17 protein-coding genes are annotated in these 21,204 nt (G+C 73.4%); 8 read left to right on the forward strand and 9 right to left on the reverse strand.

Annotation, left to right across the window (positions count from 1 at the left end; genetic code table 11):
• Positions 1-398: 398 nt before the first annotated feature.
• Positions 399-2,171 carry a biotin carboxylase N-terminal domain-containing protein gene (locus AB0F01_RS07800; protein ID WP_362090921.1) on the reverse strand — a complete coding sequence of 591 codons (1,773 nt, stop codon included), beginning with the start codon at positions 2,169-2,171 and terminating at the stop codon, positions 399-401.
• Positions 2,172-2,527: 356 nt separating this feature from the next.
• Here AB0F01_RS07800 and AB0F01_RS07805 point away from each other — a divergent pair, with 356 nt between their 5' ends.
• Positions 2,528-3,121, forward strand: a complete 594-nt coding sequence (locus AB0F01_RS07805; RefSeq protein WP_362090923.1) for a hypothetical protein — start codon at positions 2,528-2,530, stop codon at positions 3,119-3,121.
• Here AB0F01_RS07805 and AB0F01_RS07810 read toward each other — a convergent pair.
• From AB0F01_RS07810 to AB0F01_RS07825, 4 genes are all read right to left on the reverse strand, one after another.
• Positions 3,090-3,710 carry a nucleoside triphosphate pyrophosphatase gene (locus tag AB0F01_RS07810; RefSeq protein ID WP_362090925.1) on the reverse strand — a complete coding sequence of 207 codons (621 nt, stop codon included), beginning with the start codon at positions 3,708-3,710 and terminating at the stop codon, positions 3,090-3,092. The two genes, AB0F01_RS07805 and AB0F01_RS07810, sit on opposite strands and share 32 nt — an antisense overlap.
• Positions 3,711-3,914: 204 nt before the next feature.
• A complete protein-coding gene (locus tag AB0F01_RS07815; RefSeq protein ID WP_362090926.1) occupies positions 3,915-4,043 on the reverse strand; it encodes a hypothetical protein in 129 nt (42 codons plus the stop codon).
• Positions 4,044-4,388: 345 nt separating this feature from the next.
• On the reverse strand, positions 4,389-4,598 hold the full coding sequence (locus AB0F01_RS07820; protein ID WP_362092514.1) for an acyl-CoA carboxylase epsilon subunit: 210 nt from the start codon (positions 4,596-4,598) through the stop codon (positions 4,389-4,391).
• A gap of 29 nt (positions 4,599-4,627) precedes the next feature.
• A complete protein-coding gene (locus tag AB0F01_RS07825) occupies positions 4,628-6,217 on the reverse strand; it encodes an acyl-CoA carboxylase subunit beta (protein ID WP_362090929.1) in 1,590 nt (529 codons plus the stop codon).
• A gap of 110 nt (positions 6,218-6,327) precedes the next feature.
• Between AB0F01_RS07825 and AB0F01_RS07830 the strand changes: the two genes are divergently transcribed.
• A complete protein-coding gene (locus AB0F01_RS07830) occupies positions 6,328-7,203 on the forward strand; it encodes a biotin--[acetyl-CoA-carboxylase] ligase (RefSeq protein WP_362090932.1) in 876 nt (291 codons plus the stop codon).
• A 310-nt stretch (positions 7,204-7,513) separates the two neighbouring features.
• Positions 7,514-8,623, forward strand: coding sequence for an adenylate/guanylate cyclase domain-containing protein (locus AB0F01_RS07835; RefSeq protein ID WP_362090935.1), 1,110 nt, complete (start codon positions 7,514-7,516; stop codon positions 8,621-8,623).
• A 477-nt stretch (positions 8,624-9,100) separates the two neighbouring features.
• Here AB0F01_RS07835 and AB0F01_RS07840 read toward each other — a convergent pair whose 3' ends face one another.
• Positions 9,101-9,787, reverse strand: a complete 687-nt coding sequence (locus AB0F01_RS07840; RefSeq protein WP_362090938.1) for a hypothetical protein — start codon at positions 9,785-9,787, stop codon at positions 9,101-9,103.
• Positions 9,788-10,003: 216 nt separating this feature from the next.
• Here AB0F01_RS07840 and AB0F01_RS07845 point away from each other — a divergent pair, with 216 nt between their 5' ends.
• The 3 genes from AB0F01_RS07845 to hutH all read left to right on the forward strand — a co-directional run bounded on the left by AB0F01_RS07845 (position 10,004) and on the right by hutH (position 14,021).
• The gene (locus AB0F01_RS07845; RefSeq protein ID WP_362090941.1) at positions 10,004-10,804 is read left to right on the forward strand and encodes an enoyl-CoA hydratase-related protein; all 801 of its coding nucleotides are present in this window, start codon (positions 10,004-10,006) and stop codon (positions 10,802-10,804) included.
• 423 nt (positions 10,805-11,227) lie between these two features.
• Positions 11,228-12,376, forward strand: a complete 1,149-nt coding sequence (locus AB0F01_RS07850; RefSeq protein WP_362090944.1) for a GGDEF domain-containing protein — start codon at positions 11,228-11,230, stop codon at positions 12,374-12,376.
• Between the two features lie 76 nt (positions 12,377-12,452).
• A complete protein-coding gene (hutH, locus tag AB0F01_RS07855) occupies positions 12,453-14,021 on the forward strand; it encodes a histidine ammonia-lyase (RefSeq protein ID WP_362092517.1) in 1,569 nt (522 codons plus the stop codon).
• Positions 14,022-14,102: 81 nt separating this feature from the next.
• Here the strand turns inward: hutH and AB0F01_RS07860 are convergent, their stop codons facing one another.
• Positions 14,103-14,429 (reverse strand): hypothetical protein, encoded by a 327-nt coding sequence (locus AB0F01_RS07860; RefSeq protein WP_362090947.1) that lies wholly within the window; start codon positions 14,427-14,429, stop codon positions 14,103-14,105.
• 109 nt (positions 14,430-14,538) lie between these two features.
• Here AB0F01_RS07860 and AB0F01_RS07865 point away from each other — a divergent pair, with 109 nt between their 5' ends.
• Together AB0F01_RS07865 and AB0F01_RS07870 are read left to right on the forward strand one after the other, a co-directional pair.
• A complete protein-coding gene (locus tag AB0F01_RS07865; protein ID WP_362090950.1) occupies positions 14,539-15,084 on the forward strand; it encodes a hypothetical protein in 546 nt (181 codons plus the stop codon).
• Positions 15,085-15,329: 245 nt separating this feature from the next.
• Complete coding sequence (locus AB0F01_RS07870; RefSeq protein ID WP_362090953.1) at positions 15,330-16,577, forward strand: Ig-like domain-containing protein; 1,248 nt, start codon at positions 15,330-15,332, stop codon at positions 16,575-16,577.
• Positions 16,578-16,955: 378 nt separating this feature from the next.
• Here AB0F01_RS07870 and AB0F01_RS07875 read toward each other — a convergent pair whose 3' ends face one another.
• Complete coding sequence (locus AB0F01_RS07875; RefSeq protein ID WP_362090956.1) at positions 16,956-19,973, reverse strand: hypothetical protein; 3,018 nt, start codon at positions 19,971-19,973, stop codon at positions 16,956-16,958.
• Positions 19,970-21,091 (reverse strand): AAA family ATPase, encoded by a 1,122-nt coding sequence (locus AB0F01_RS07880; RefSeq protein WP_362090958.1) that lies wholly within the window; start codon positions 21,089-21,091, stop codon positions 19,970-19,972. The genes AB0F01_RS07875 and AB0F01_RS07880 overlap by 4 nt, the downstream gene beginning before the upstream one ends.
• Positions 21,092-21,204 lie beyond the last annotated feature (113 nt).

Here is a 21,204-nt window from a genome sequence, read left to right on the forward strand (position 1 = left end):
TCGCACGGCCCTGCGGGCCCCGACACGGGCGCCGTCGCCCGTCTCCGCGCCCGTGCCCCCGCGCGTACACGGTTACGTCCCCGCACCACGTCGCAGGGCCCCGCACCACGCCGCAGGGTCCTCCACCGAGGCGGCAACGCCCCCGGTGTGCCGGAACGCTCCGGCACCACCCCATGAACACGCCCGCGCCCGGCAGTTCCTGACGCTCTGCCGGGCGCGGGCGGACGGGGCGCGGTCGGGACCGGCCCCGGTACTGCTCCGTTCTCGGACGCTCAGTCGTCGAGCTTCTTGAGCGTCTCGAGCTCCTCGAGCTCTGTGATCTCCACGGTCATCACGGTCTCCGAGACCACTGAAACCTACGAGACCTCTGAGACCTCTGAGATCAGTGTGATCTCCGCTCAGTCCTTGATCTCGCAGATCGTCGCGCCGGACGTCACCGACGCGCCGATCTCCGCGCTCAGGCCCTTGATGGTGCCGGACCGGTGGGCGTTGAGGGGCTGCTCCATCTTCATGGCCTCCAGGACGACGACCAGGTCGCCCTCCTTGACCTCCTGGCCCTCCTCCACGGCGACCTTCACGATCGTGCCCTGCATCGGCGAGGCGAGGGTGTCGCCGGAGGCCACGGGGCCGGACTTCTTGGCCGCGCGGCGCTTCGGCTTGGCGCCCGCCGCCAGCCCCGTACGGGCAAGGGACATGCCGAGCGAGGCCGGGAGGGAGACCTCCAGGCGCTTGCCGCCGACCTCGACGACGACCGTCTCCCGGCCCGCGTCCTCGTCCGCCTCGGTGTCCACTGCGGCGGCGAAGGGCTTGATGTCGTTGACGAACTCGGTCTCGATCCAGCGGGTGTGGACCGTGAACGGCTCGCTGGAGCCGGTCAGCTCGGGGGCGAACGCCGGGTCCTTGACCACCGCGCGGTGGAACGGGATGGCGGTGGCCATGCCCTCGACCCGGAACTCCTCCAGGGCGCGGGAGGCACGTCGCAGCGCCTCCTCACGGGTGCGGCCGGTGACGATCAGCTTCGCCAACAGGGAGTCCCAGGCCGGGCCGATGACCGAGCCGGACTCCACGCCCGCGTCCAGGCGGACGCCCGGACCCGACGGCGGGGCGAACGCGGTCACGGTGCCGGGGGCGGGGAGGAAGCCCCGGCCCGGGTCCTCGCCGTTGATGCGGAACTCGAAGGAGTGACCCCGCAGCGGCGGGTCGTCGTAACCGAGCTCCTCGCCGTCGGCGATGCGGAACATCTCGCGCACCAGGTCGATGCCGGCGACCTCCTCGGTGACCGGGTGCTCCACCTGGAGGCGGGTGTTGACCTCCAGGAAGGAGATCGTGCCGTCGGAGCCGACCAGGAACTCCACCGTGCCGGCGCCGACGTAGCCGGCCTCCTTCAGGATGGCCTTGGACGCCGAGTACAGCTCGGCGACCTGCGCGTCGGAGAGGAACGGCGCCGGGGCCTCCTCGACCAGCTTCTGGTGCCGGCGCTGCAGGGAGCAGTCACGGGTGGAGACGACGACCACGTTGCCGTGGCGGTCCGCCAGGCACTGGGTCTCCACGTGCCGCGGCTTGTCCAGGTAGCGCTCCACGAAGCACTCGCCGCGGCCGAAGGCGGCCACCGCCTCGCGCACCGCCGAGTCGTACAGCTCCGGGACCTCCTCCAGCGTGCGGGCGACCTTCAGGCCGCGGCCGCCACCGCCGAACGCGGCCTTGATGGCGATCGGGAGGCCGTGCTCCTCGGCGAAGGCGACCACCTCGTCGGCACCCGAGACCGGGTCCGGCGTGCCGGCCACCAGCGGGGCGCCGGCGCGCTGGGCGATGTGCCGGGCGGCGACCTTGTCGCCGAGGTCGCGGATCGCCTGCGGGGGCGGGCCGATCCAGATCAGGCCCGCGTCGAGCACGGCCTGGGCGAAGTCCGCGTTCTCGGAGAGGAAGCCGTAGCCCGGGTGGACGGCGTCCGCGCCGGACTCGCGCGCGGCGCCCAGCACCTTGTCGAAGTCGAGGTAGCTGGTGGCGGGAGTGTCACCGCCCAGGGCGAACGCCTCATCCGCGGCGCGGACATGCAGAGCGTCCCGGTCCGGGTCGGCGTAGACGGCAACGCTCGCGATTCCGGCATCCCGGCAGGCCCGGGCCACGCGGACAGCGATTTCGCCACGGTTGGCGATGAGCACCTTGCGCACGATTGAGGCTCCCTCCTTGAAACAAGCCGAGTTTAGGGACTGCCGACACGGCACTTCGACCCGTCCCCAATGGTGAGCTTCCCCACACGGAGCGTGACCCGAGGCTCGCTCGAGGGGCGAAATCCCTTGTCGCACCGCGGCACACAGGGCTCCCTCCGGAAAACCCTAGCCCTCGCATGTGGTCAAGGTCTCTGTGAGAGCGTGCTGCGCCCCACTCGGTTTCTTTGTGGAGTCCCTACGAATGGCCCAATGATTCTTTGCCCGCCCCCGGCCCCTTGTACCGAGGTTTACCGGTTAGTAGCCTGCGCTCGTCCCGAACGTACTCGGGGTAACCGCACAGGCGTGCTCGAAAGTGGGTGGGGCCGGTGGTCCGCAGACCGGTGGCGTGGCTGGTGGCGTTGGTGCTTCTCGTCGAGGCGTTCGGCGTCGCGGCGGTGAACTGGTTCCTCGGCGTCGTCGTGGACCGGCAGGACATGTCGCTGGCGGGCCTCGACCCGCACATGATGTCGGTGTCCTCGAAGGTGGGCGCCGTCGTCTTCGGGCTCTACTTCGCCTTCTGCGCCCTGGTGGCCCTGCTGGTGGGCGTGCGCGACCGGGCCCCGGCCGGACTCGGCCGGGTCCTGCTCGTCAGCGCCGCCGTGGTGCACGGACTGCTGGCCGCCTTCGCCTGGGGCCTGGTCGGTCCCTCCGCGTTCGTCTACCTGGTGGTGGTCCTCGGCCTCATCGTGCTGCTGCTGATGACGTACGACCGTCCCGGGCCCTCCACCGCACACCGGACCCCCGACCCGCGGGACGGCACGCCGGGCACCCCGCACGACGGCACCCCGCACGACGGCACTCCGGGCCCGCAGGACAGCACTCCGGGCCCTCAGGACGGCACCCCGCGGCGCGGGCCCGCGGGGGACGGCGGGGCGCCGGTCACGCCTCCGGCCGCGCCCACAGCTCCGTGATGCCGACGCCCAGGCCGGCCAGCAGGCGGCGCACCAGCGGCAGGCTGATGCCGATCACGTTGCCGTGGTCGCCGTCGATGCCGTCGATGAACGGTGCCGACCTGCCGTCCAGGGTGAACGCCCCGGCGACGCGCAGCGGTTCGCCCGTGGCGACGTAGGCGGCGATCTCCGCGTCGCTGGGCTCCCCGAAGCGGACGACGGTGGAGGCGGTGCCGGAGGTGTAGCGGCCGCTGACCGTGTCGTAGACGCAGTGGCCGGTCTGCAGGGTGCCCGCGCGGCCCCGCATCGCCTTCCAGCGCGCGGTGGCCTCCTCGGCGTCCGAGGGCTTGCCCAGGGCGTGACCGTCCAGCTCCAGCACCGAGTCGCAGCCGATCACCAGCGCGCCCTTGACCTCGGGCTTCGCCGACACCACGGACGCCTTCGCCTCGGCGAGGGCCAGGGCGAGTTCGGCCGGGGTGGGCGCGCTGACGGCGTCCTCGTCGACCCCGCTGACGATCACCTCGGGGTCGAGTCCGGCCTGCCGGAGCAGCCCGAGCCGGGCGGGTGACTGGGAGGCGAGCACGAGTCGGCGGCGCGGCTGGTCTGTCATGCGTTCAGCGTATCGGCGACGCCCTGTACGCCTCACGCGAAGGCCCCGGCGCCGGCCCGTACGCCTCACGCGCGGGCCGGGGCGGGGGCACGGGGGGACGGTGGGCGGTCACCGTCCGAGGGGTACTGCGTGCGGGCACTGCCCGCCGATCACCGTCCGAGGGGCACTGCCCGCCGGTCACCGCCGCCGGTCACGGCCTGCCGGTCACCGCACGCCGATCACGAGCATCGCCAGCAGCATGGCGACCGCCATGAGAACGCCCAGCCGCCGCAGCATGTCCTGCGTGTCCCGCAGTTCCTCGGGCGGCTCGTTCTCGGGGTCGGACCACAGCATGCTTCCAGCGTCGTACGCCGCACCGTGCCGGGGCCTGAGTACGGGTACTCAAGTACGGAAGCGGTCCGTCCGGACAGGCCGCACGGACAGGACTGAGCCGACAGGCCCGCCACGGACTGAGCGGACGAGCCCGCCAGGGACTGGGCGGACGGGCCCGCCACGGACAGGACTGAGCGGACGGGCCCGCACGGGCGCCCGAACCGACAGCTGTACGGACAGCGCCGCACCGGCCGGCCCCGCCCGTGACGGGCCCGGACAGGCGGGGCCGGCCCAAGCGAGGCCGGTGGGGCCGACCGGGACCGGGCGGGACCGGGCAAGGGACCGCTCAGCCGGGCTCAGCCGGGCTCAGCCGGGCCAGAAGGTCCGGGCCCAGGTCGCCGGGCCGGGCTGCGGGAGCCGGTGGGCGGCGATGCGGGACGGGTCGGACCAGGAGTCGCGGGGGCCGGGCGCGCCGGACGGCGTGGCGGACGCCGCCGCGGCGCGGGCTCGTACCACCGCCAGTGCGGCGGCCAGCTCCTCCGGGGTCGGGTTGCCCCGGACGACCTTGATCATCACGGTGGCCTCCAAAGGGTCGGCGGGGGTGGTCACAGCGGGATGTTGCCGTGCTTCTTCGGCGGCAGGGACTCCCGCTTGGTGCGCAGCTGGCGCAGCCCCCGCACGATGTGCCGGCGGGTGTCGGACGGCATGATCACGGCGTCGACGTAGCCGCGCTCGGCCGCCACGTACGGGTTGAGCAGCGCGTCCTCGTACTCCTGCATCAACCGGGCGCGGGTGGCCTCGGTGTCGTCCGATTCGGCGATGGTGCGGCGGTGCAGGATGTTGACGGCGCCCTGCGCGCCCATCACCGCGATCTGCGCGGTCGGCCACGCCAGGTTGAGGTCGGCGCCCAGGTGCTTGGAGCCCATCACGTCGTAGGCGCCGCCGAACGCCTTGCGGGTGATCACCGTGATCAGCGGGACGGTGGCCTCCGCGTAGGCGAAGATCAGCTTGGCGCCGCGGCGGATGATGCCGTCGTGCTCCTGGTCCACGCCCGGCAGGAAGCCCGGCACGTCGACGAAGGTCAGCACCGGGATGTTGAAGGCGTCGCAGGTCCGCACGAAGCGGGCCGCCTTCTCGGACGCGGTGATGTCGAGGCAGCCGGCGAACTGCATCGGCTGGTTGGCCACGATGCCGACCGGGTGGCCTTCCACCCGCCCGTACCCGGTGACGATGTTCGGCGCGAACAGCGGCTGCGTCTCGAAGAACTCCTGGTCGTCGAGGACGTGCTCGATGACGGTGTGCATGTTGTACGGCTGGTTCGCGCTGTCCGGGACGATCGTGTCCAGCTCGCGGTCCTCGTCGGTGACCGTGAGGTCGGCCTCCTCCGGGTAGACCGGCGGCTCGGACAGGTTGTTGGACGGCAGGTACGACAGCAGCTGCTTGACGTACTCGACGGCGTCCTTCTCGTCGCCGGCCATGTGGTGCGCCACGCCCGAAGTGGTGTTGTGGGTGCGGGCGCCGCCCAGCTCCTCGAAGCCCACGTCCTCGCCGGTGACCGTCTTGATGACGTCCGGGCCGGTGATGAACATGTGGCTGGTCTGGTCGACCATGACCGTGAAGTCGGTGATCGCGGGCGAGTACACCGCGCCGCCCGCGCACGGGCCGACGACCAGGCTGATCTGCGGGATGACACCGGAGGCGTGGGTGTTGCGGCGGAAGATCTCGCCGTACGCGCCGAGGGAGGCCACCCCCTCCTGGATGCGGGCGCCGCCGGAGTCGTTGATGCCGATGACCGGACAGCCGGTCTTCAGCGCGAAGTCCATCACCTTGACGATCTTCTGCCCGTAGACCTCGCCGAGGGCCCCGCCGAAGACGGTGAAGTCCTGGGAGAACACGGCGACCGGGCGGCCGTCGACCGTGCCGTACCCGGTGACCACGCCGTCGCCGTAGGGACGGTTGGCGTCCAGGCCGAAGTTGGTCGACCGGTGCCGGGCGAACTCGTCCAGTTCGACGAAGGACCCCTCGTCGAGCAGGAGATCGATTCGCTCACGGGCCGTCAGCTTGCCCTTGGCGTGCTGCTTCTCGACGGCGCGTGCGGAGCCGGCGTGCGTCGCCTCCTGGATGCGACGCCGAAGATCCGCGAGCTTGCCCGCGGTCGTGCGAATGTCAGGCTGCTGCTCTTCCGGCTCGGACATCGGGATGCGGCTCCCTGCCTGCTCAAAAGGGGGGACGGTTACTCATTCGAAGGGTAGTGGGGTGCCCACCCATCAGCAGTGCGGTCTTTGCCACACCTAATGTGGCTTGCATGACGCCGCGCGATGCCTCCGATCCCTCCCGCAACCGCTGGTCCGACCTGGACCGGCCGCCGCTCCACGCGGCCTCCCTGCGCCGCGGGCTGATCCGCGAGGGAGGACTGTGGCAGCAGGTGGACGTGGTGCAGCGGACCGGCTCCACCAACACCGACCTGGTGGCCCGGGCCGCCGACGGCACCGCCGCCGAGGGCACGGTCCTCGTCGCCGAGGAGCAGACCGCCGCGCGTGGCCGCCTGGACCGGCAGTGGACGGCACCGCCCCGCTCCGGCCTCTCCTTCTCCGTCCTGCTGCGCCCCGCCGAGGTGCCCGTGCACCAGTGGGGCTGGCTGCCGCTGCTCACCGGGGTCGCGGTGGCGACCGGGCTGTCCCGCGCGGTCGGCGTCGACACGGCACTGAAATGGCCCAACGACCTCCTCGTCACGGTCGGCGACCAGGAGCGCAAGGCCGGCGGGATCCTCGCCGAACGGGCCGGGGACGACGCGGTCGTCGTCGGTGTCGGCATCAACGTCTCCCTGCGCGCCGACGAACTGCCCGTGCCGCAGGCCGGCTCGCTGGCCCTGGCCGGCGCGGTGAGCACCGACCGCGACCCGCTGCTGCGGAGCGTGCTGCGGTCCCTGGAGGACTGGTACGGGCGGTGGCGGCGCGCGGGCGGTGACGCGGCGGCCTGCGGACTGCAGGAGACCTACGCGGCCGGCTGCGCCACGCTCGGCCGGATGGTGCGGGCGGAACTGCCCGGGGACCGGTCGGTGGTCGGCGAGGCGATGGCCGTCGACGGCGACGGACGGCTGGTGCTGGCCACCGGGGCGGGTCTGCAGGAGCCCGTCGGGGCGGGCGACATCGTGCACCTGCGTCCGGCCGGGGGCGCGTGAGCGCGCGGGGTCGCCGCGGCGGTGCGGCGCACACCCTCCCGTGCGGCGGCGCGCCGGTTCGCTGCGGCGCGCGGGGCCGGCGCACGCCTCCCGTCGCCCAGCGGACCGCTGCCCCCTTCCGCAGCACCGCGCCCGCCTCCCGGCGCACTGGTTCCACGACCCGGAGCGCCGCACCCTGCTCCCGGCGCACCGCGCCCGCATCCCGGCCGGTACCCCTCGGCGTGACCGAACGGAGTGAGCTGGGGCACACCTGCCGTAGAGTTGAGGCCGGTCGATCCAGGGCCGTGGCAGATCGGAAGGGCAGCAACGCGTGACCGTCGACGACTCGGGTTCCGGCGCGGACGCGCAGGACTCCGGCGAGGATCCGCTCGCTCTGCGCCTCGAACAGCTCATTCTCGGTGCCGAGCGGCGTTACACACCCTTCCAGGCGGCCCGCAGCGCGGGCGTCACCATGGAGCTGGCGACGCGCTTCTGGCGGGCGATGGGCTTCGCCGACGTCGGCCAGGCCAAGGCGCTCACCGAGGCCGACGTGCTGGCGCTGCGCCGGCTGGCCGGTCTCGTCGAGGCGGGCCTGCTGAGCGAGGCGATGGCCGTCCAGGTGGCGCGCTCCACCGGGCAGACCACCGCACGGCTGGCGGAATGGCAGATCGACAGCTTCCTGGAAGGGCTGACCGAGCCCCCCGAACCCGGGATGACCCGCACCGAGGTCACCTATCCGATCGTCGAGCTGCTCCTGCCCGAGCTGGAGGAGTTCCTGGTCTACGTCTGGCGGCGGCAGCTCGCCGCGTCCGCCGGGCGGGTGGTCCAGGGCGCGGACGACGAGGAGATGGTCGACCGGCGGCTGGCGGTCGCGTTCGCGGACCTGGTGGGCTTCACCCGTCTCACCCGGCGCATGGAGGAGGAGGAGCTCGGCGAACTCGTCGAGGCCTTCGAGACCACCGCCGCCGACCTCGTCGCCGCCCGCGGCGGGCGGCTCATCAAGACCCTCGGCGACGAGGTGCTGTACGCGGCGGACGACGCGGGCACGGCGGCGGAGATCGCCCTGCGGCTGATCGACACCATGGCGAACGACGAGACGATGCCGGAACTGCGCGTCGGCATGGCCTTCGGCACGGTGACCACCCGCATGGGCGACGTCTTCGGCACGACCGTCAACCTCGCCTCCCGCCTCACGTCGATAGCCCCGCGGGACGCCGTCCTGGTGGACGCCGCGTTCGCCCAGGAACTGATCCGGTCCGGCGACGCCCCCGCCTCCGAGGCCGCCGCGGCGGAGGCAGCGGCGGCGGCGGAGAAGGAGGGCGAGGATCCGCCCACGTACCGCTTCGCGCTCCAGCCGATGTGGCAGCGGCCGGTGCGTGGCCTCGGCGTCGTGGAACCCTGGCTGCTCACCCGCAGGGGCGGACCGGCACCGGAGTCCTGAGCGGCGAGGGCCGGGACGACGGCCGACGGACGACGGACGACGGCGGAACGCCTGCCGGGGGACCTTTGGGGAACCCGGGGACTCCAGGACTCCGGGGACTCCGGGGACTTGCCGGGGAGTCGCCCTGGGCGGTGCACCGGCGGCCGCGGCGGGACAGCGGCCCCCGGCCGCTGCGGGAGCGTCGGCGGCGGCCGGTCGGGAGGGACACCGGCCGGGGGAGAACCGGAGTGGGGAAGGACCGCCGTCGGGGAGGCTGGAGTCGGGGGTGACCGAAGCCGGCGGACGGCCCGGGGGACGTCCCTCGGCGCTCCGCTCCCGGGCGTTCGCGGCTCGTCGTCCGTCCCGCTGAATCCGCTGCCCGCCGTCGGGTTTATGCCGTCCGCGGTTCGCGGTTCGGTTCGCGGCTCCCCTGCTCCCCGCTCGCCGCTCGCCGCTCGCCGCTCTCCGTTCGTCGTTCCCCGTTCGCTGTCCCGCGGCTCAGCCCTTCGTCCCGCCGTCGAGGCCCAGGCCGCCCACACACAGGTTGAGCAGCGGGATGCACAGCCCGGTGTTCTGTGCCGGTGGGCGGGGCGGTGCGGGCTGCTGCTGTTCGGGCTGCGACGGAGGTGCGGGCAGGCGGGGGCGGCCGGGTTCGGGCGCCGGGGGCGGGGTCGGCCGGGTGGGCGGCCCGGTGGTCGGCTCGGGCACCGGGGCGCCGGGCGCGGCCGGGGTGCCCTGCGCGCCCGGGGCGTGGGGAGCCGCCGGGATGCGAGGTGCGCGGGAGGTGCCGGTGCCCGCAGCCGCCGATGCGGACGGAGGCGTCGTCGCCGGGGGGCCGGTCGTCGCCGTGACCGGCGTTCCGCTCTGGCCGCCGAGGGTGGTGGGGGAGGTCGGGTCGGCGTCGGGGGCGGCCGGGGCGGTGGTGTCGGCCGGGGTGGGGGACGCCGCGGCGCTGGTGGCCGCACCGTCCGGGACGGGACGCGGGCCCGCCACCGCACCGGTGTCCGCTCCGCCCGGGTCGGACACCAGCCGGACGAGACCCAGGGCGCCCGCGGCCAGGGCCAGGCCGCCCACGGCGAGCAGGGCCTTGCGGGGGCGGGGCTTGCGGTGGCGGCCCCGGGGGCGCGTCGCGCCGGGCGGCGCCGGTGCGCCGCGGGCCGGTCCGGTCGGTGCGGTGGTTGTCATGACGTCCCTCCCCCCGCGCACGCGCCCCCGTACGCGTCGCGGTGGAGCGCACGTTAGGCCGCTGTGGTCCGCCCTATGACCGGAGTCGCGCGGATGTCACTCGAACGGGTGGGCGGGGCGTGACGGGGGAACCGGCCGCACGCCCTTTTCCGGGCGGGCTCCGGCTGCGATGATCGGCACGACCGTGTTGTTAACCCGCGTTAACCGGAGGGCGTCATGAGTGAGGAACGGTTCGGGGAGTTCGTGCTGGTGCGACGGCACGAGCAGGGGCATGTCGCGGAACTCGTCCTCGACCGGCCCAAGGCCATGAACGCCGTCTCGACGGAGATGGCCCGGTCCATCGCCGGGGCCTGTGCGGCGCTGGGGGCGGACCGCGAGGTGCGCGCGGTGGTGCTGACGTCCTCGCACGAACGGGCGTTCTGCGTCGGGGCCGATCTCAAGGAGCGCAACTCCTTCAGCGACGCCGATCTGGTGCGCCAGCGTCCGGTGGCGCGGGGCGCCTACACCGGCGTGCTGGAACTGCCCGTGCCCACGGTGGCCGCGGTGCACGGCTTCGCCCTGGGGGGCGGGTTCGAGCTGGCGCTGTCCTGCGACGTGATCGTGGCCGACCGCACGGCGGTGCTGGGGCTGCCCGAGGTGTCGGTCGGCGTGATTCCGGGCGGCGGCGGCACACAGCTGCTGCCCCGGCGGGTGGGGGCGGCGCGGGCCGCGGAGCTGATCTTCACGGCGCGCCGGGTGGAGGCCCCCGAGGCCCGTGAACTGGGGCTCGTGGACCAGCTGGTGGACGAGGGGCAGGACCGGGAGGAGGCCCTGGGGATGGCGGCCAGGATCGCCGGCAACTCGCCGGTGGGCCTGCGGGCGGCCAAGAAGGCGCTCCGGCTCGGGCACGGGCTCGACCTGCCCGCCGGTCTGGAGGTCGAGGACGCGGCCTGGCGGTCGGTGGCGTTCTCCGGCGACCGCGCGGAGGGGGTCGCCGCCTTCAACGAGAAGCGCCGGCCGAACTGGCCGGGGGAGTAGAGGTCGTACCCGTGGCGCCCGGGGAGTAGGCGCCGTACCCGTGGTGCCCGGGGAGTAGGCGCCGTATCCGTGGTGCGCGGGGGAATGGGCGCTGCGTCCGTCGTGCCGGAGGAGCGGACGCTGCGTCCATCGTGCCTGGGGGCGGACGCCGCATCGGTGGTGCGCGGGGGATGGACGCTGCGTCCGTGGTGCCCGGCGGAGCGGACGCTGCATCCGTCGCGCCAGGGGGAGCCGGACTGCATCTGTCGTGCCAGGAGGAGCCGGACGCGGCATCCGTCGTGCCAGGGGGAGCCGGACGCCGCGCCGGTGGCGGTCGGCGGAGCAGCCACCCCACCCGCGGTGATCTGCGCCGATGCATCCCGCATGATCCCCATTCGCGTCGAAAATCTCCCTATTCCGGACGAACGTCCCTAGCCTGGGGGGATGGGTGAGGACAGCCGGCTGGCGGACGTGGTGACGCTGGCCCAGGGCATGGCCGCCGCGCACAGCTCGCGGGAGGCGTGGCGGGCCGCGGCCTGTGGCGCCTGCCGGGCGCTCGGGGGGAGCTTCGCCGCACTGTCCGTCTGGGAGCGGGACCTCGGGCGGCTGCGGGTCCTGGTCAACGTCGGGGAGCGCGCCGAGGGTGAGGAGGAGTTCCCGGACGACGAGTCCTACCCGGTGCACCAGTTCGCCGAGATCACCGAGTTTCTGCACGAGCGGTGGGCCGGCGGCGGGGAGCCGGACGCCTGGGTGGAGACCGCCGAAGGTCCGGCGGAGGGGCGGCCCGGCTACTGCCACCAGCGGGTCGCCGCGCTGCGGCGGCGCGGGCGGGGCTGCTGTGTGGTCGCGCCGATCGTGCTGCACGGCCGGGCCTGGGGCGAGCTGTACGTGGCCCGCCCGGTCGGGCAGCCGGTGTTCGCGCGGGCCGACGCGGAGTTCGCGACCGTGCTGGCCGCGGTGGTGGCCGCCGGGATCGCGCAGACCGAGCGGCTGGAGGAGGCGCGGCGGTTGGCGTACACCGACGCGCTGACCGGTCTCGCCAACCGGCGCGCCGTGGACGCGCGGCTCGACGAGGCGATCGAGCGGCACCACCGGGACGGCGCGGTGGTGAGCCTCGTCGTGTGTGACGTGAACGGTCTCAAGCGCGTCAACGACACCCTGGGGCATGCCGTCGGCGACCGGTTGCTGGAACGTTTCGGCATGGTGTTGTCGCTGTGCGGGGCCATGCTCCCCGGGGCCCTGGCGGCGCGCCTCGGCGGCGACGAGTTCTGCCTGCTCGCGGTGGGCCCGCCCGCGGACGAGGTGGTCAAGGCGGCCGACGAGGTCTGCCGCCGGGCCGTGGAACTGGGCATCGGTGACGGTGTGTCCTGCGGGGTCGCGTCCACCGAGGACCCGATCGGCCCGGTGCGCTCCGCCCGGCGGCTGTTCCGGCTGGCCGACGCGGCGCAGTACCGGGCCAAGGCCGAGCGGGCGCGGCATCCGGTGGTGGCGGGGCGGGAGGGGCCGGACGATCCCGTGGTGCGCCTCGCCGACGAGCCGTCCGGGCCCGCCGACGGGGAGCGGCGCAGGTTCCGCGGGCGTCATTCGCCCTGAGTCGACGGGTAAGGGGCGGGCGCGGTTTTCAGGGGTGACAGCGCGGAATTCACTGCGTACGCTCCTGAATATGGATATGCACACTGTGGTGGTGGGACCCTCCGGCGTGACGGAGTCCGACGTGCTCGCCGTGGCGCGCGACGGCGCCCGCGTCGAGCTGTCCGAGGAGGCGGTGGCCGCCCTGGCCGCGTCCCGGGAGATCGTGGACGCCCTGGCCGCCAAGCCCGACCCCGTCTACGGCGTGAGCACCGGTTTCGGCGCCCTGGCGACCCGGCACATCAGCCCGGAACTGCGCGGCCGGCTGCAGCGCAACATCGTCCGCTCGCACGCGGCCGGGATGGGGCCGCGGGTGGAGCGCGAGGTGGTCCGCGCCCTGATGTTCCTGCGCCTGAAGACGCTGTGCTCCGGGCACACCGGGGTACGCCCCGAGGTCGCGCGCGCCATGGTCGACGTCCTCAACGCCGGCATCACCCCGGTCGTGCACGCCTACGGCTCCCTGGGCTGCTCCGGAGACCTCGCCCCGCTGTCCCACTGCGCCCTCGCCCTCATGGGTGAGGGGGACGCCGAGGGCCCCGACGGCACGGTGCGGCCCGCCGGTGACCTGCTGGCAGAGCACGGCATCCGGCCCGTCGAGCTGCGCGAGAAGGAAGGGCTCGCGCTCCTCAACGGCACCGACGGCATGCTGGGCATGCTGGTCATGGCCCTGGCCGACCTGGACACCCTCTACAAGTCCGCCGACGTCACCGCCGCCCTCAGCCTGGAGGCCCTGCTCGGCACGGACAAGGTGCTCGCGCCCGAGCTGCACGCCGTCCGCCCGCACCCGGGGCAGGCCGCCAGCGCCGCCAACATGCTGGCCGTACTGGAGGGTTCGGGGCTGACCGGACATCACCAGGACGACGCGCCCCGCGTCCAGGACGCCTACTCCGTGCGCTGCGCCCCCCAGGTCGCCGGGGCCGGACGGGACACCCTGGCCCACGCCCGCACCGTCGCCCGGCGTGAACTCGCCGCCGCCGTCGACAACCCGGTCGTCCTGCCCGAGGACCCCTCCGGCGGGTACGGCTCCGGGGGCGGCAGGGTGGAGTCCAACGGGAACTTCCACGGCGCCCCCGTCGCCTACGTGCTGGACTTCCTCGCCATCGCCGCCGCCGACCTGGGCTCCATCGCCGAGCGCCGCACCGACCGGCTGCTCGACAAGAACCGCAGCCACGGGCTGCCGCCCTTCCTGGCCGACGACCCCGGGGTCGACTCCGGGCTGATGATCGCCCAGTACACGCAGGCCGCCCTCGTCGCAGAGCTGAAGCGGCTCGCCGTACCGGCCTCCGCCGACTCGATCCCGTCGTCGGCGATGCAGGAGGACCACGTCTCCATGGGCTGGTCGGCGGCGCGCAAGCTGCGCACGACCGTCGACAACCTCACCCGGGTCCTGGCCGTCGAACTGTACGCCGCCGCACGGGCGGTGGAGCTGCGGGAGGGGATGGAGTCGGCTCCCGCCACGCGGGCGGTGCTCGACGCGCTGCGCCGGGCGGGGGTGCGGGGGCCGGGCCCCGACCGGTACCTGGCGCCCGATCTGGCGGCGGCGGAGACCTTCGTCCGTGACGGGCGGCTGGTCGAGGCGGTCGAGCGGGTCACCGGCCCGCTGCGCTGAACGGACCGTCAGGTGCGTGACGTACGGCGCCGTCACGCACCCGGAAGGCTCATGAACGCCCTGGTGAGCTCTCCGGGCGTCTCACAGCCCCAGGCGCTCCCGGCGCACCGAGTACACGACGAATCCGGCGCCGAGGGTCAGGAAGGCGGTGCCCCCGACGACGTACGGGGTGCTGTCGAAGCTGCCCGTGTCGGCCAGGCGGGGACTCCCGGCGGTGCTGTCCAGAGAGGCGTTGGTCGCGCTGGACGCGGCTCTCGCCTGCTCGGTGACCTGGGGGGAGGGGGTGGCCGGGGTCATGCTGCCCGAGGGGGCGTCCGACGTCGCGTTGGCGGACGGGACGAACCAGAGAGCGCACAGCAGCGTGCCCGCCGCGGTGGCGGTCAGCAACGGACGGAGAGCGGATGACACGGAATATCGATCCCCTTGCGACGCTGGCGAATTGGCCGTGTGGTGCGATGTTAGTGAACAGCGCGGGTCACAGGAAAGTCACAGGCGCCCGGCACCGTACGCTCCGGGCATGAAAGCACCGGAGACATCACGGTTTGTACGGCTTCGCGTCGAGCTCGTCCTCGAGGTCGGCGACGAGGGCGCGGTCACCGAGGAAGCGCTGGCCAGGATCGCGCGCGACGCCGACCTGCCGGCCGCCGAACGCGCGCACGCCGAGGCCGCTGTGACCGACGACACGGCGGAGGCCCTGGCCCACCTCGTGGACCCGTTCGCCCTGGTGGGTGAGGTGCCGGGCGTCGAACTGCACCAGGCCTCCTGGAGCGGCGAGCGGATCGACTACGACCCCGACTCGCACGACTGGGACGTCGACGGGGAGGATGGCGACGCGTCCTTCGAGGAGGACGACGACTCCTTCGACTTCGACGACGAGGCGTACGCCGACGACGCCGCCGACGCCGACGACGAGGAGGACGCGGACTTCGCGGAGGCCGCTGACGACTTCTGGGCGGACGTGTCCGTGGACGACGAAGGGGCCGGCCACGGCGACCACGGGCGCGGCGGCCACGACGACTCCCGGGAGGGCGGCGGGGTACGCGGAGTGGGCGCGGCCGGTTGAGGCGCACCGCCGAGGGGAATTCGTGACCTCGGCCGGCAACCGTCGGCCGGGGTCCAGGCGTCTCACGCGAAGCGCCGACGGTCGTCCGCGCCGTTCGCTTGCGGCGGACGTGGTGTGCCCCACATCCGTGAGGCAGCGGGAACGAGATCAACCGGTCGGAGCGTTGTAAGTGTTGGCGGGGTTCCTCGGCCTTGACCGTGGGCCCCGCGGGGTTCGGGGAAGCGGCGACGATGGAGAAGCGTGTGATGACGGACGGTAAGCGGCGCAGGGGTCTCATGGCCGCGTCCGCTCTGCTCGGCGGAGTGATGGTGCTCTCGGCGTGTTCCGGCGGTGGTGACAGCGGCGGGGACAAGGGCAACGACACCTCGCAGGCCCAGGTCGACGAGGCCGCGGCCAAGAAGTCGTCCGAGGCCCAGATCAAGATCACGCCCAAGGACGGGTCCACCAACGCCTCCATCAACAACTCCGCCGCGGTCACCGTCGCCAAGGGCACGCTGACCGAGGTGAAGATGACGACCGCCGACGGCACGGCCGTCGAGGGGCAGATATCCGCGGACAAGAAGTCGTGGAAGCCCGAGGGGCAGTTGGAGCGGGCCACCACGTACAAGCTGACCGCCAGCGCCGAGGACGCCAAGGGACGCGCGGCGCACGAGAACGCGTCGTTCACCACGGTCTCCCCGGACAACAGCTTCATCGGAAACTTCACTCCGGACGACGGCACCACGGTGGGCGTCGGCATGCCGGTGTCGATCAACTTCGACAAGGCGATCACCAACAAGGCCGATGTCCAGAAGGGCATCACCGTCTCCACCGACAGCGGTCAGGAGGTCGCCTGCCACTGGTTCAACGCCAACCGCATGGACTGCCGGCCCGAGGAGTACTGGAAGGGCGGCTCCACGGTCACCCTCAAGCTGGACCTCGACGGGGTGGAGGGTGCCGACGGCGTCTACGGCGTCCAGCAGAAGACGGTGACCTTCAAGATCGCCCGGAACCAGGTCTCCTACGTCGACGCCAAAACCAAGCAGATGAAGGTCACGCGGGACGGCAAGACCATCCGGACCATCCCGATCTCCGCCGGTTCGCCCGAGAACAAGACGTACGAGGGCGAGATGGTGATCTCCGAGAAGTTCAAGGAGACCCGGATGAACGGCGCGACCGTCGGCTTCACCGACGACGACGGCAAGGGCGAGTACGACATCAAGGACGTGCCGCACGCCATGCGCCTGAGCACCTCCGGCACCTTCATCCACGGCAACTACTGGGGCGCGAAGTCCATCTTCGGCAGCGCCAACACCAGCCACGGCTGCATCGGCCTGTCCGACACCAAGGGCGCCAACGACCCGAACACGCCGGGCGCCTGGTTCTACGACAACTCGATGATCGGTGACGTGGTCGTCGTCCAGAACACCGGCGACAAGACCATCGCCCCCGACAACGGCCTCAACGGCTGGAACATGGACTGGCAGCAGTGGAAGGCGGGTTCGGCGGTCTGACCGCCCGCGGGCGGGAGCGGCAGCGCTCCCGCCGCCCTCCGGCCCTGCCGATCCGCCGATGCCGCCGCCCGCCCCCGTCCGGGGTGAGCGGCGGCATCGTCGCTTCCGGGGCCGCGCGCGTCCCGGCGCGTGCGGCGCGGTCGATCTCGGCGCCGTCCGCGTCCCGGAGCCCGCTCGCCGGATGCGTCGGGGCTCCGACTCGCGGAACATGCACCCCACGGGACGGACGTGTTCCCCGCGGGACGGACGTGTTCCCCACCGGACCGGTCGCCCGGCTCACCCCGTGTCGCGAGCCGGTCCTGACCCGTCCTCACCTGCCGGCGCCCCGCCTCGGGCCCACCCGGGGGCGCCGGGCGGGCACCGAGCGCAGCCCTCGGGTCAGGTGCCGGCGAGCAGCGACTCCAGTGCCGCCGCCGACTCCGGGTGGCGGGCCGTCAGGACGGTGCCCGCCTTGGTGCCCGGGGCGGCGGGTGCCCAGCCGTCGGTGCAGCCGAGGAGCGCGGCGGCCGCGTCGCACGCCGCCGGGTGCGCGGCGAGCAGCGGCACGCCCCGCGGGGTCTGCGTGGCGGCGGCGGGTGCCCAGCCGTCGGTGCACCCCAGCAGCGCGGCCACCGCGTCGCAGGCGTCCGGGTGCGCCGCCAGCAGCGCCGCACCCCTGGGTCCGGCCGCCGCCGCCGTCGTCCGCTCGCGACGGGCCGGGGGCAGGGCCGGCGCCCGCCACGGCGGCACCCACGCGTCCAGTTCCGCCAGACGTCCCGGGAAGACGCGCCCGGCCTCCCGGATCAGCAGCGGTGCCAGGTCCGCCGCGTCGTTGCGCAGGGTGGTGATCAGCGTCGGCAGCCACGGGAGCAGCACCGCGTCGGGCAGCCGGCCGAACGCGTTCGACACCGCCTCCACGACCACGTCCGCCAGCCCCGGCACCGGCTCCAGCGCGTGCACGAACCCGCTCAGGTACCGCGGATACGCGGGCACCACCAGCGGGTTGGCCAGTAGCGCGTCACAGCGCTCCCGCAGCTCCCCGCGGGTCAGTGTGCCGAGCTGCACCTGTGCCGCCCACAGCAGCGCCGTCCGCGACGGGTCCTGCGGGTGGGACTGGGCGACCGCCAGCTCCAGCTGGGCGCGGTCGCAGCCCAGCGACAGCGCCAGGCCCTCCATGGAGAACAGGAAGCCCAGCATCGCCGCGACCTGCCCCACCGTGGCGTCCTCGTCGGAGAACGCCGTCGGCAGCAGCGTGCAGTAGTGCGCGTAACCGGTCTTGGCGAACGACTCGATCCAGGCGGGCAGCTCCGGCTCGCTCGTGCGGTAGTACGCGAGCAGCCGGCGCACCCGGCGCAGCACCTCCGGCGCGCCGTCCACGCTGCGCTCGGAGGCCAGGACCTCCAGCGCGCGCGTGCCCAGCTCGTCGGCGAGACGGCGGCTGCCCAGGTACAGCGTGGCGTCCTCCACGGCGGCCAGCACGGCCGCCGTCGTCGCCTGCGGCGCGTAGGCGGCCCGGCGCAGCCGCTGCTCCAGCACCTGCTCGATGCTGACGCCCTCGTACCCGAGCTCGATCAACGCCCGCTGGTGGGTGCCGATCGACAGGTCCCAGGACTCCTGGATGGACCGCTCGCCCAGGGCGCGCTCGCCCATGATTGGGCGGGCGGCGCCCTGCGGCAGCAGCCGCCGCAGCATCCACAGCACGTCGGAGCAGGCCCGCAGCTCCGGGCGGGAGGCCATGTCCAGCAACGCCCGCTGCACGCCCCGCTGCTGCAGTTTCAGCCCCAGCGGGGCGAGCCGGTCGTGCACGTCGCGGGCGAGGGGCGGCAGCGCGTCGTAGCCGACCTGGCCGATCCGGTCGCCGCCCATCATGATCTCGACCAGCCGCCGCACGTCCCGCCGCCCCGGCACCACGTCCTTCTCGATGCAGGTGACGGCGGCGTCCTGGAAGTCGTACGGGGTGGGCTTGGCGCGGTCCCGCATCCCGGCGAGCAGGATCGACGTCTCGAAGACGGCGATCGCGTCGGCGGTGGAGGCGAGGTAGCCGTTGCGCCGGGCGGCGCGCACGATGTCCACGGACCAGCCGAGGAGTTCGGCCTCGTCCAGGGCGTCCAGCACCGGCGGGCGGCTCAGGAAGCCGGTCAGCCGGTCGTCGGCCACCGGGTCGCCGGCCACCGGGACGGCCGGGGCGGTGGACTGCCGTGCGCGGGACGTCCTGGTGCCGGCCTGTCCCTGGAGCCGGTACGGCTTCACCTTGCTGCGCCTGAGGTTCTTCGCCCACTGCGTCGCCGCGATGGACACCGACCCCGGGGCGAGGCCGAACTGCGCCTCGATCGCCGCGTGGCTGGACGGGATCAGGCCGTACTGCCAGGTGGTGGCGGAACGCGGGGTGATGGTGAAGGTGTCCGCACCGCCGACACCGAACTCCTCGACCCGGCTGGCCGCGTGGAACGCGCCGCACACGTACAGGCAGTCCGCCGGGTCGGTCCCGGTCGCGGCCAGGTGCTCGCGCATCCGCGTCCACATGTACCGCTCGCGGTCCTCGTCCACCCGGGTCCTGGCCGCGTCGCCGGGGGCGAGCCGCCGGAAGAGGCTGCCGATGAGGAACATGACCTGGCGGTAGGTGTCGTGGTCGGCGTCGCCGAGGGGCAGTTCGACGTACTGGTGCCACCACTCCGACCAGTGCCGGACCCGGCCGTGCCGCAGCAGGTGCTCCTCCAGTTCGGCGAAGCGGGGCCGCAGGTCGCCGATCTCCACGCCGACGGCCTCGCCGTGCAGCGCGGCCTCCTCCTGGCCCGCCGGGTCGGCCGTCCCCCCGCCGCCGGGGCCGGCCGCCCCCTCCGCGGCCGGCTCCGGGACGGGCTCCCCGCGGGCGTCCCACTGGAAGACGTGGTCCGAGGACCGGTCGACCAGGACCAGTTCCACGCCCGGGGTGTCGAGGGCGTAGGCGATGGCCTGGTACTCGGCGGACGCCTCGGTGATCGGCGCGACCACCGACAGCGGCGCCCACTCGGCGGGGAAGTCCTTCACCTCGCTGGCGAACGCCTGGACGGCCACCGGCAGGCGGCAGTTGCGCAGCTCCGTCAGCAGCGGTGCCATGTCCTCGCACAGCTCCAGGTACACCACCCGGGGCTGCTTCTCGCGCAGCCGGCGGGCCATCGCGGTGGCGGACGCGGGGGAGTGGTGGCAGACGGGGAAGATCTCCAGCGGTTCCCGGACCGCCCGGTCCACGTCGTCGACCATGCCGAGGAGGATGCCCTCCAGGGCGTCCGGCCCCCCGGCGAACGCGGCGGCGGCCTCGTGGAGTTCGCCGCGCAGGGCGGCGAACGTGCTCCCGTGCTCGGTGACGGTGTCCTCCAGGGGCGTGGGCGTGTCCCGCGGGGCGGGGACGGGGGCGGGGCTCTGCGGGGCGCCGCTCATGACAGCGTGGCGATCGCGTCGCGGCCGCCCTCCAGGAACTCGGGCCAGGAGCCGCCCTCCTCCTTGCTGCGCGGCTCGACGACGCCGTGCAGGTACTTGTTGAGGATGGCCAGGTCCTCCGGCTCGCGGCGGGCGAGGGAGCCCACCAGGGAGGCGGCGAGGGCGCGGGCGGTCAGGGTGCGCTCGCCGAAGAAGTTGCTGTGCAGGATGGCGTCCTCCAGCACACCGATCTGCTCGGCGGTGGACAGCGCCGACTCCAGCTTCTCGTCGTCGCTGCCGGCCGCGGCGGCCGAGGCGCGCAGGTCGGCGAAGCTCCGCAGCAGCACGTCGAGCAGGGTCGGCGGCACGTCCAGCTCGATGGAGTGGCGCCGCAGCAGCTCCTCGGTGCGGAAGCGGACGATCTCCGTCTCGCTCCTCTTGTTGGTCACGACCGGGATGCGCACGAAGTTGAACCGGCGCTTCAGCGCGGAGGACAGGTCGTTGACCCCGCGGTCGCGGCTGTTGGCCGTCGCGATGATCGAGAAGCCGGGCTTGGCGAAGACGATGTTGTCGCTGCCGCCGCTCTCCAGTTCGGGCACCGAGATGTACTTCTCGGACAGGATGGAGATCAGCGCGTCCTGGACGTCGCTGGTGGAGCGGGTCAGCTCCTCGAAGCGGCCGATCGCGCCCGCCTCCATCGCCGTCATGATCGGGGAGGGGATCATCGACTCCCGGGACTGCCCCTTGGCGATGACCATCGAGACGTTCCAGGAGTACTTGATGTGGTCCTCGGTGGTGCCGGCGGTGCCCTGCACCACCAGCGTGGAGTTGCGGCTGATCGCGGCGGCCAGCAGCTCGGCCAGCCAGCTCTTGCCGGTGCCCGGATCGCCGATCAGCAGCAGGCCGCGGTCCGAGGCGAGGGTGACGATGGAGCGTTCGACGAGGCTCCGGTCGCCGAACCACTTCTGGGAGATCTCCCGGTCCAGGCCGTCGGAGCGCTCCGAACCGAGGATGAACAGCCGGATCATCTTGGGGGACAGCCGCCAGGAGAACGGCTTGGGGTGGTCGTCGACGGACTCCAGCCAGTCCAGTTCCTCGGCGTACTTGATCTCGGCGGGTGCGCGCAGCAGGTCGGACATCAGGGGGAGGGCCTTTCGTACGTGGGCGGACAGGGGTCCGGAGCGGGCTCCGGGCGGAAGGTCGTGGGACCGCGCCGGCGGTCGTCCCGGGCGGCGGCCCGGGGTGCGCGGCG

This window comes from Streptomyces sp. NPDC029526, assembly GCF_040637405.1.
GTDB lineage: Bacteria > Actinomycetota > Actinomycetes > Streptomycetales > Streptomycetaceae > Streptomyces.